Source organism: Bacillus sp. 22190 (genome assembly GCF_052045575.1).
Taxonomy (GTDB): Bacteria; Bacillota; Bacilli; order Bacillales; family Bacillaceae; genus Bacillus; species Bacillus altitudinis.
The window spans coordinates 86,672-96,346 of the sequence record NZ_JBQEPF010000013.1 but is presented as its reverse complement, the minus strand read 5'-3'; the positions used below and the strand labels follow the sequence as shown (position 1 = coordinate 96,346).

The window sequence follows — 9,675 nt, the reverse complement described above, 5'->3', positions numbered from 1 at the left end:
TTTTCGCCAGTTTGACTGACTACCTATGATGTATCATAGGATTTTTTTATAAAAACTCGAATTAACAGGTACGTTTTGTCTTGTTTAGTTTTCAAAGAACTTGTTTGTCACTCTCTCAAAGCGACCACTTAAATATATCATATATCTCTATCAATAGTCAACATTTTTCTTGAAAAACATTTTATTTTTTTAAGAAGTTTTTGTTATGAAAGAGATAAAAAATAGAGCCTCTTTTTGCTCCTTTGAAAGATTAACACATATCTATGAAAAAAGCATTATAAACTTCAAAAAAAATCATGTTTTTTCAAAAAAAAATAAAGCCGGTGAAAAACCGGCTTTATCTTTACTCAGATTGCTCTTGATCTGACTCTACATTTTCTACGTTTTCTTCACTATTCTCTTCATCGTCTTCTGGTGATTGTTCTACTAATGCCACTGTAGCGACATGTTCATCATCACCTAGACGGATCAGGCGGACACCTTGAGTGACTCGGCCTGTTGTGGAGATATCTGAAACGGCCATACGGATGATGACACCACTACCTGTAATAATCATCAAGTCTTCTTCAGCTTCAGCGTTAGTCGCCTTCACTGCAACAAGCGGACCGTTGTTGTCAGTGATCTTGCATGTTTTCAGACCTTTACCACCACGGCTTTGGACACGATATTCTTTTTCAGGCGTTAATTTACCATAACCTTTTTCCGTTACGATCAATACGTTTGCATCTGGCTCAAGGATTTCCATTCCAACGACGATGTCATCCTCAGAAAGTGTGATCCCTTTAACTCCAGCTGCTGTACGTCCCATTTCACGAACATCTGTCTCGTCGAAACGAATGAGCATTCCTTTTTTCGTTCCGATGATGATTTGTTTTTCACCATTGGTTAAACGAACAGCCATCAATTCATCTTCATCACGCAGGCTGAGTGCAATCAAACCATTGTTTCGGATGTTTGCAAATTGAGACAATGACGTTCGTTTCGAGACACCGTGTCTTGTTGTAAAGAAGAGATACGAATCTTCATCAAATTCGCTGACTGGAATAATGGCGTTTATCCACTCTCCCTTTTCTACTTCAAGAAGGTTAATAATCGGAATCCCTTTCGCTGTTCGTCCGAACTCAGGGATCTCATAGCCCTTCGCTCGATAAACCTTCCCTTTATTAGAGAAGAAGAGAATCGTATCGTGCGTAGATGTTGAGATCAGCTGTTCAACGAAATCATCTTCGTTGGTTCCCATTCCTTGTACACCTTTACCGCCTCTTTTTTGACTGCGGTATGTTGATGCAGGCAGGCGCTTAATATAACCATTATGAGTCAGTGTGATCACAATATTTTCAACAGGAATCAAATCTTCGTCTTCGATTGTTTCTATACCCGCTGTCACAATTTCTGTGCGGCGCGTATCATTGAAGCGTTCTTTGATTTCTGTTAATTCTTCTCTAATGATTTCTAGAACTTTCTCATTGTCTGCTAGAATGGCTTTCAATTCAGCAATCAATTCAACAAGCCCTTTGTATTCATCTTCTATTTTCTCTCTTTCTAAACCAGTCAAACGCTGGAGTCGCATATCGAGAATGGCCTGTGCTTGTTTTTCAGACAAGCTATAGTTTTCCATCAAACCATTTCTTGCAATTTCAGCAGTTTGAGAGCCTCTAATTAAGGCAATGACCTCATCTAAGTGATCAAGCGCAATTCTTAAGCCTTCTAAAATATGAGCTCTTGCTTCCGCTTTACGCAATTCATACGCCGTTCTTCGACGAATGATCACTTTCTGATGCTCAAGGTAATATTCGAGACATTGTTTGAGAGACAACACTTTCGGCTGTCCATCAACAAGTGCAAGCAAGTTAATACCGAAGGACGTTTGAAGTGTCGTTTGTTTATAAAGATTGTTTAATAGAACATGGACGTTTGCGTCTCTTCGTAGTTCAATGACAATTCTCATTCCATTACGGTCAGATTCATCACGAAGATCTGTAATGCCATCAATCTTTTTATCACGGACAAGATCTGCGATTTTTTCGATCAAACGAGCTTTGTTAACCTGATAAGGAATCTCGTTGATAACAATGCGCTGCTTACCACTAGATGTTTCTTCGATGTTTGACTTTGCACGTAATGTAATAGAGCCGCGTCCTGTTTCATACGCTTTACGAATACCGCTTCGCCCAATGATTTGTCCCGCAGTTGGGAAGTCTGGACCTGGAATGATGTCCATTAGTTCCTGTGTCGTCATTTCAGGATTTTGACTAATTGCCAATACCCCATCAATCACTTCACCTAGTTGGTGAGGCGGGATATTCGTTGCCATCCCTACAGCGATTCCTGTTGCCCCGTTCACTAATAAGTTCGGGAACCTAGCAGGCATAACGACTGGCTCTCTTTCGCTGCCATCGTAGTTATCTTGATAATCAATGGTGTCCTTTGTGATATCACGCAGGATCTCCATCGAAATTTTAGAAAGACGTGCCTCGGTATAACGCATGGCTGCTGCACCGTCTCCATCGACAGAACCAAAGTTCCCGTGCCCTTCAACCAGCATATTACGATAGTTGAAATCTTGCGCCATCCGAACCATCGCTTCATATACAGCGCTATCACCGTGAGGGTGGTACTTACCGATAACTTCCCCAACGATACGTGCAGATTTCTTAAATGGTTTATCACTTGTCATACCTAGGTCATTCATCGCATACAAAATTCTTCGATGCACGGGCTTCAATCCGTCTCGCACATCTGGTAATGCACGCGAAACAATAACACTCATTGCATAATCTAAAAAGGACGTACGCATTTCATGGCTAATATTCACTTCGCGTACATTTGGTGTATGTTGTTCACTCACTATAAGAACCTCCCTTTACGTATCACATGAAATAAATTATGTGGGAGTAAAATATGTATTTATCTTCACAAGACTATTCTCCATTATATCAATAATCTTGCCTTTATACACATTTATTTACTAGAAAATCAACGAAACGTAGAAAACCAGGACATTCGTTTCACGCCCCTGTTTCTTGAAAAACAACCTTATTCCAAACAAGAAATAAGGTTGCTCTCAAGGGGGATACCTATCTAAATATCAAGATTTTTTACGTATTGTGCATTTTCTTCGATAAAGTTACGTCTCGGCTCTACTTTATCTCCCATTAGCATTTCAAAAGTCTCATCAGCATCGATTGCATCCTCAAGTGTCACTTGAAGAAGTGTTCTCGCATCAGGATCCATTGTTGTTTCCCAAAGCTGAGTAGCATTCATCTCTCCAAGACCTTTATAACGCTGAAGTCCAGGTTTCGGTGTTTGAGGCAGTGTTTTTAACAGTTCATCTAGCTGTTTATCGTTATACACGTATTCAACACGTTTTCCTTGCTGCACTTTATATAAAGGCGGCTGTGCGATATACACATAACCGTTTTCAATGATTTCACGCATGTAGCGATAGAAGAATGTTAGGAGTAGCGTCCGAATATGCGCTCCATCAACATCAGCATCAGTCATGATCACAATTTTGTGATAACGTGCTTTCTCTAAAGTGAAGTCTTCTCCGATTCCAGTCCCTAGCGCTGTAATCATTGAACGAACCTCGTTGTTAGATAAAATTTTATCTAGTCGGGCTTTTTCAACGTTTAGGATCTTCCCTCTTAACGGTAAGATCGCTTGGAAATGTCGATCACGACCTTGCTTAGCAGATCCGCCCGCAGAATCTCCCTCTACGATATAAAGCTCAGAGATGGAAGGATCTTTAGAAGAACAGTCTGCCAGTTTCCCAGGCAAGCTAGAGACTTCCAGTGCACTTTTACGTCTTGTCAGCTCACGTGCCTTTTTGGCAGCCATTCTTGCACGAGCTGCCATCACACCTTTCTCCACAATTTTCTTTGCAGCATCAGGGTTCTCTAAGAGGAATTTCTCAAGTGCTTCGGAGAAGAGGGAGTCGGTAATGGTTCTTGCTTCTGAGTTACCGAGCTTTGTCTTCGTTTGTCCTTCAAATTGAGGGTCTGGATGTTTGATAGAGATAATGGCTGTTAAGCCTTCTCGTACATCTTCTCCGCTCAAATTCGAGTCTCCATCTTTGAATACGCCATTTTTACGAGCATAATCATTGATGACACGCGTCAGACCGGTTTTAAAGCCAGCTTCGTGTGATCCGCCTTCATATGTGTTGATGTTGTTGGCGAAAGAATAAATATTGCTTGTATAGGAATCGTTGTATTGCAGTGCAACTTCAACGGTGATTCCGTCTTTTTCACCCTCGATGTAAACTGGTTCTTCATGAACGACTTCCTTCGAGCGATTCAAATGTTCTACATAGCTCTTAATACCGCCTTCATAGCAGTATTCGTTTCTTCGCTCTTTGCCTTCACGTAAGTCTTCAATGATGATGTTGACGCCTTTTGTTAAGAAAGCTAACTCACGTACACGGTTAGCAAGTGTGTCGTAATCAAATTCAATGGTTTCAGTGAAAATTTCTGGATCTGGCACAAAATGAGTGGTTGTCCCTGTTACATCTGTTTCACCAATGATCTCTAAATCTCCAACTGGAACACCGCGTTTGAATTGTTGATAGTGAATTTTCCCATCACGGTATACAGTCACGTCTAAGGTCGTAGATAACGCATTAACAACAGATGCCCCTACACCATGCAGACCGCCAGATACTTTATAACCGCTGCCGTCAAATTTACCACCAGCGTGAAGAACCGTCATAATGACTTCTACAGCAGGACGTCCCATTTTTTCGTGAATCCCAACAGGAATTCCGCGGCCGTTATCTTTCACTGTGATGCTATTATCTTTTTCAATTTGCACTGTAATGTCTGTACAATAACCAGCTAAAGCCTCATCAATACTGTTGTCGACAATTTCCCATACAAGATGGTGAAGTCCTTTTGCACTGGTTGACCCAATGTACATTCCTGGACGTTTTCTAACCGCTTCTAGTCCTTCGAGCACCTGTATCTGATTTTCATCATAACTATTATGTTGCTGTTCCATTGCCACGTACATTCACCTACACTTTTCTTAAACGATATATTTATATGAATTGAGCTTTTAGACTTCAATTTCAATCACAAATGAAGCACGTTTTTTGAGCGTGCTTGAGGAAAGAGGAGAGTAATACACGGATTCAGTTGTGACGACGATGGATTTGGGTGTCCCTTGTGACAACGAAATGATTTGTTCTTCTTGTTTTTGAAGAAATTCCTCTACAACAGAAGATGACCTCATTTTGTAATCAACAATTGCGACAATCTCTCGTGTAGAAACAACACAATCATCACCTAAATGAATATACAAGACTCACACCTCATTTATCAGTCAATTACTTTTCCACTGGCTACTCTGAAAATTTCCGCTTCTTTCAGGGTGGCGTGGTCGATGCCTTCAACACTCGTAGTGGTGACAAAGGTCTGTACACGTCCCTGAATGGTATGGAGCAAATGAGACTGTCTGTAATCATCAAGTTCAGATAAAACATCATCGAGTAGAAGAATTGGGTATTCACCGATTTCTTCATGAATCAGATCAATTTCTGCCAGCTTTAGTGAAAGAGCTGTTGTTCTTTGCTGCCCTTGAGAGCCATATGTCTGAACATCCCGACCATTCACAAAGAAAAGAAGATCATCTCTGTGAGGCCCCCATAGCGTCACCCCTCGGTCTATTTCTCTGTCTCTTAGTTTCTGAAACGATTCTTCATAGCTATTTTTTATTTTCGACAAGTCTGACGCTTCTGATACCTCTATGGCCGTCTGGTATTGGAGCGTGAGCGTTTCCAGCTCTCTTGAAATCCCAAAATGCAGCGGCTGCGCCCATTTTTCGAGCTGTTTCGTAAAAGTCAGTCGTCTTTTGACAACCTTCGCTGCCGCATCAATCAACTGCTCTGTTAAAATCTCCAGCATCGCTTGATCCGTTTGCTTTCTTGTTTGCAATTGTTTCAAGTAATGATTTCGCTGAGTGAGGATTTTTTGATAGAGCGATAAATCATGCAAGTAGACAGCAGACACTTGTCCAATCTCCATGTCGAGGAATCTTCTGCGGATTTGCGGGCTACCTTTCACAAGGCTGAGATCCTCTGGTGCAAACATGATGGTGTTCAAGGCACCAACATAATGACTGAGTTTCTGTTGTTCAATGTGATTGACCTTGCCCTTTTTTCCTTTTTTTGAGATCACGAGCTGCATGGGGAGTGGACCATTTTTTTTGATGACTCTACCTTCTATTTTAGCATAGTCTTCGTCCCATCGGATAAGTTCTTTATCATTTGACGTACGATGAGACTTTGCCATCGACAATACATAGATCGCTTCCATCAGGTTCGTTTTACCTTGGGCGTTCTCACCAATCATCACATTCACCTTATTGTCGAATTGAAGCTCGGTGTGTTCATAGTTTCGGTATGAAGTTAACGCCAGACTTTGAATGTACATGTATTGTCACCCGTTTCTAATTCACAACTTGAAATGTGCCGTGACCTTCTATCTCGACAACATCACCTGGGTATAATTTGCGTCCCCGTCTATTATCTGGCTCTTGATTGATGAACACCTCATGTTCACTTAAAAACCACTTCGCCATTCCACCAGATTGAATGACTTCGGCTAATTTCAAAAACTGCCCTAATGTAATCATTTCTGTTTCAATCGTTATCAGATTAGGCATTGTATCGACCTCTTTCAATATCACTAATATCTAATTGTACTAAAAAACAAGACAAGAAGGAAAGGGGGAAAGCGAACTGGGATGAAAGAAAGCTGAGGAAACGAGGAAAAAAGCTGCTGTGCGCTCACACAGCAGCCATTTTAGACCAAATTAATACGTTCTAACTGGAAGAATCAATTGCAAAATGGAATCATCATTTGGCGTTCGTAATAGGAATGGTCTCATTGCGCCAGTGAAACTGACATGAATCTCTGTTCCCTCTAATACTTTTAAAGCATCAAGCATATATTTCGGACTGAAAGAGATTTTGAGATCCTCCCCTTTAATGTCATCTGCTTGCACCGTTTCAACTACTTTACCGATTTCAGGCGAATTAGAAGAAATTTCAAGGCTTTGCGCAGGATCAGCAGAAAGCTTCACAACGTTGTTACGCCCTTCTCTTGCTAAAAGTGACGCGCGATCAATCGCTTGAAGGAATTCTTTCGTATTCACCACTACATCCGTTTTACTTTCTTGCGGAATGAGGCGAGCTGTATCTGGGTAATTACCATCCAGCAATCTTGAGAAGAACAGCACGTTCTGTGCTTTAAAGAGAACCTGTGTCTCCGTAATGACGATGCTCACAAGATCTTGTCCATCATCAAGAATTTTACTTAGCTCTGTTAAACTCTTTCCAGGAATGACCACATTGTACGAGCTTTCCTCGTTAATATCCAACTTCGCTTTTCTTAAAGCAAGACGATGACTATCCGTTGCTGTGCATATTAATTCACCTTTTTCAACCTTCCAGTTTACACCTGTCAAGATAGGTCGTGTTTCTGAGGTGGACACTGCGAAAACCGTTTGACGGATAAGGTTTTTAAGCAAATCTGTTGGAATTTGAAAAGCATGATGCTCTTCAATTTGTGGCAGATGCGGATATTCTTCAGCATCTAAGCCGTTTAAATTAAATTCTGCTGAACCAGAGCGGATGATGGTCAGATGATTTTGTTCTACCTCAATTTCGACAGTAGACATAGGCAGTTTCTTAACGATTTCGCTAAAGAAGCGGGCTTGCAGCACAATACTTCCTGGTCGATCAATTGTAATGACTTCTAAATCTCCATCTCTTTGAGGAATAAAAGATTCGATTGAGATATCAGAATCGCTCCCTGTGAGAGAAACCCCTTCGTCAGATGCAACAATTTTAATCCCTGTCAAAATAGGAATCGTTGTTCTAGAGGATACGGCCTTTAATACATCTTGGACACTTTCAACAAGACGATCTTTTTGAATCGTGAATTTCATAGTGGTCCTCCTAATTTTTCTTAATGACATGTATATATATTTATTTAATAAAAATCGTAGAAGTACTAGTAGGGCTTGTGAATATGTGGATAAGTCAGTAGAAAGAAAGGAAAGACAGCCTATCCACATGTGGACAGACTGTGTATGACTATGCTCTAGTTATTCACATTTTCCCGTACTTATCTTATCAGCTTGATTATTTTAGTTGTTCTTTGATCTCTTTGACATGCTGCTGAAGCTGTTCATCTTCAACGATTAATTTTGAAATTTTCTCATGAGCATGAATGACGGTCGTATGATCTCGTCCACCAAATTCTTCTCCGATTTTAGGTAGAGAGGAATCGGTCATTTCTCTAGAGAGATACATCGCAATTTGTCTTGGATAAGCAACTGATTTCGTACGTTTCTTCGCTTTGAAATCTTCTAATCGAATATTAAATTGCTGCCCTACAATTCTTTGAATATCTTTAATTGTAATCACCTTAGGTTTCGATGAAGGAATGATGTCCTTTAGGGCTTCAGCTGCTAGATCAGCATTGATGTCTTTATTGATTAAAGAAGAGTAAGCAACAACACGAATCAAAGCACCTTCCAGTTCCCGAATGTTGCTGTCGATTTGATTGGCAATATAAAGCATGACTTCATTCGGAATGTCTAAACCTTCTGCTTTTGCTTTTTTACGTAAGATCGCAATACGCGTTTCTAGATCTGGCGGGGTAATGTCTGTAATTAAGCCCCATTCGAATCGAGAGCGTAATCTGTCTTCAAGTGTCGGAATTTCCTTTGGCGGACGGTCACTAGAAATGACGATTTGCTTACTTTCTTCGTGAAGTGTGTTGAATGTATGGAAAAACTCTTCTTGTGTTTGTTCTTTTCCTGCTAAAAATTGAATATCATCTATCAAAAGCACATCTACATTCCGATAGCGATTACGGAAATCGACTGCTTTGTTGTCCCGGATTGAGTTGATAAATTCATTTGTAAATTTTTCAGATGATAGATAGACCACTTTGGCTGATGGATTATGATCGATGACGTAATGACCGATCGCATGCATTAAGTGAGTCTTTCCTAAACCAACGCCCCCATAAATAAAAAGCGGGTTATATGCTTTTGCTGGTGCTTCTGCGACTGCAAGTGAAGCGGCATGAGCAAAACGGTTGCCTGAACCAATAACAAAAGTATCAAATGTATATTTTGGATTCAGCATATTTTGTGGAATTTCAACGGGTTCTTCTTTCGACATTTTTTTGATTGGAGATTTTGGCATGGCTTCCTCTTCGTCCTGATTTTGAGGAATGATAAATTTGATGCTGAGCTCTTCGCCTGTCAGTTCATAGATGGTATCTGCAATTAAGTGAAGGTATCTTGACTCGAGCCAGTCTCTTGCAAATTCATTAGGTGCAGTAATAGTCAGCGTATCTCCTTGAAGAGAATGGGCTTTAGTGGACTTCATCCATGTTTCAAAACTAGGTTTGCTCAATTTTGTCTCTATTTTTTGAAGTGCTTTATTCCACAGATCCAAAATATTTTCCATAAGGCTTCTCCCCCCTCCTTTTCTTTTTAAAATGACCAGTATCAAACTGTTATAGAACACGAAAAAGAGCAAATGGTCATCACCATTCGTGCACATACTTTGTTGAAAACAATTAATATAGTAGAAAAACGTCTTTTCGACAAATTACACAGGTTGTGGATAAACAATTCAACAAGCTGTGTAATAAC

7 protein-coding genes are annotated in these 9,675 nt (G+C 40.4%); all 7 read right to left on the bottom strand.

The features are described from left to right. Positions 1–343: 343 nt before the first annotated feature. Positions 344–2,848: a DNA gyrase subunit A gene (gene gyrA, locus ACTJKA_RS15775; RefSeq protein WP_008347605.1), complete on the bottom strand. Its 2,505-nt coding sequence runs from the start codon at positions 2,846–2,848 to the stop codon at positions 344–346. Between the two features lie 233 nt (positions 2,849–3,081). After that, entirely contained in the window at positions 3,082–4,998 is a 1,917-nt protein-coding gene (gyrB, locus tag ACTJKA_RS15770) for a DNA topoisomerase (ATP-hydrolyzing) subunit B (RefSeq protein ID WP_025206585.1), read from the bottom strand. A gap of 57 nt (positions 4,999–5,055) precedes the next feature. Continuing rightward, positions 5,056–5,301 carry an extracellular matrix regulator RemB gene (gene remB, locus ACTJKA_RS15765; protein ID WP_008360920.1) on the bottom strand — a complete coding sequence of 82 codons (246 nt, stop codon included), beginning with the start codon at positions 5,299–5,301 and terminating at the stop codon, positions 5,056–5,058. A gap of 17 nt (positions 5,302–5,318) precedes the next feature. Then, positions 5,319–6,431 carry a DNA replication/repair protein RecF gene (recF, locus tag ACTJKA_RS15760; protein ID WP_007497487.1) on the bottom strand — a complete coding sequence of 371 codons (1,113 nt, stop codon included), beginning with the start codon at positions 6,429–6,431 and terminating at the stop codon, positions 5,319–5,321. A 16-nt stretch (positions 6,432–6,447) separates the two neighbouring features. Beyond that, positions 6,448–6,663, bottom strand: a complete 216-nt coding sequence (gene yaaA / locus ACTJKA_RS15755; protein WP_008347598.1) for a S4 domain-containing protein YaaA — start codon at positions 6,661–6,663, stop codon at positions 6,448–6,450. 150 nt (positions 6,664–6,813) lie between these two features. Beyond that, positions 6,814–7,950 carry a DNA polymerase III subunit beta gene (gene dnaN / locus ACTJKA_RS15750; RefSeq protein WP_008347596.1) on the bottom strand — a complete coding sequence of 379 codons (1,137 nt, stop codon included), beginning with the start codon at positions 7,948–7,950 and terminating at the stop codon, positions 6,814–6,816. 196 nt (positions 7,951–8,146) lie between these two features. Continuing rightward, positions 8,147–9,487: a chromosomal replication initiator protein DnaA gene (gene dnaA, locus ACTJKA_RS15745; RefSeq protein WP_008347594.1), complete on the bottom strand. Its 1,341-nt coding sequence runs from the start codon at positions 9,485–9,487 to the stop codon at positions 8,147–8,149. Positions 9,488–9,675: the final 188 nt, after the last annotated feature.